Origin of the sequence: Phocaeicola faecium (assembly GCF_014837055.1) — a bacterium.
Lineage (GTDB): Bacteria > Bacteroidota > Bacteroidia > Bacteroidales > Bacteroidaceae > Phocaeicola > Phocaeicola gallinarum.
On record NZ_JACSPQ010000020.1, the window covers coordinates 1 to 1163 of the forward strand.

General features: G+C 50.0%; 1 rRNA gene (running past one end of the window). It reads left to right on the forward strand.

What is annotated here, in order from left to right:
• Positions 1-428: 428 nt before the first annotated feature.
• A 16S ribosomal RNA gene (locus H9626_RS13225) occupies positions 429-1163 on the forward strand; it runs 888 nt beyond the window's last position.

Here is a 1163-nt window from a genome sequence, read left to right on the forward strand (position 1 = left end):
ATGAAAAAAAGTGTGTGGAGTGTGTTGCGGAATCGGATAAAGTGCGTACTTTTGCACCCGCTTTCGGGAGCGAAAGCCTCTGAACGATGAAAGGCTGGCATCTTTCCCCCACTTCGGGTGGTATCCTTCGTGCCGCGGTCCGACCGCCCCGAAAAACCTCCTCGAAAAAAAACTTGAAAAAAGTTTTGGTGGAATGAAAAAAAGTGCTTACCTTTGCAACGCTTTTCCGCTGAAAACGACGCGGGAAGGGAAGACAGAGAGGTCATTGAAATTCTTTAGATATGCAGGAGACGAAAAAGTAGTACAAGCGACGGTTTCTTTAGGAGCGGCTTCCTGCTATATATAATATAAATGTATATAGGAGCCGTGATGAGAAAAGAAGACCCATACCCTGAAATTCAGAATAATAAAAAGAACAAGGATATTTTACAATGAAGAGTTTGATCCTGGCTCAGGATGAACGCTAGCTACAGGCTTAACACATGCAAGTCGAGGGGCAGCATGTATCTGGCTTGCCAGATACGATGGCGACCGGCGCACGGGTGAGTAACGCGTATCCAACCTGCCCCGTACACGGGGATAGCCTTCCGAAAGGGAGATTAATACCCGATGATGTCAGGAGTTCGCATGTAAACCTGACTAAAGTATTTACGGTACGGGAGGGGGGTGCGTTCCATTAGGTAGTAGGCGGGGTAACGGCCCACCTAGCCGACGATGGATAGGGGTTCTGAGAGGAAGGTCCCCCACATTGGAACTGAGACACGGTCCAAACTCCTACGGGAGGCAGCAGTGAGGAATATTGGTCAATGGCCGGGAGGCTGAACCAGCCAAGTAGCGTGAAGGATGACGGCCCTACGGGTTGTAAACTTCTTTTATGCGGGATTAACGTGAGGTACGTGTACCTTATTGCAGGTACCGCATGAATAAGCATCGGCTAACTCCGTGCCAGCAGCCGCGGTAATACGGAGGATGCAGGCGTTATCCGGATTTATTGGGTTTAAAGGGAGCGCAGACGGCATGTCAAGTCAGCTGTGAAAGTTCGGGGCTCAACCTTGGAATTGCAGTTGAAACTGGCGTGCTTGAGTTCGGTCGAGGCAGGCGGAATTCGTGGTGTAGCGGTGAAATGCTTAGATATCACGAAGAACCCCGATTGCGAAGGCAGC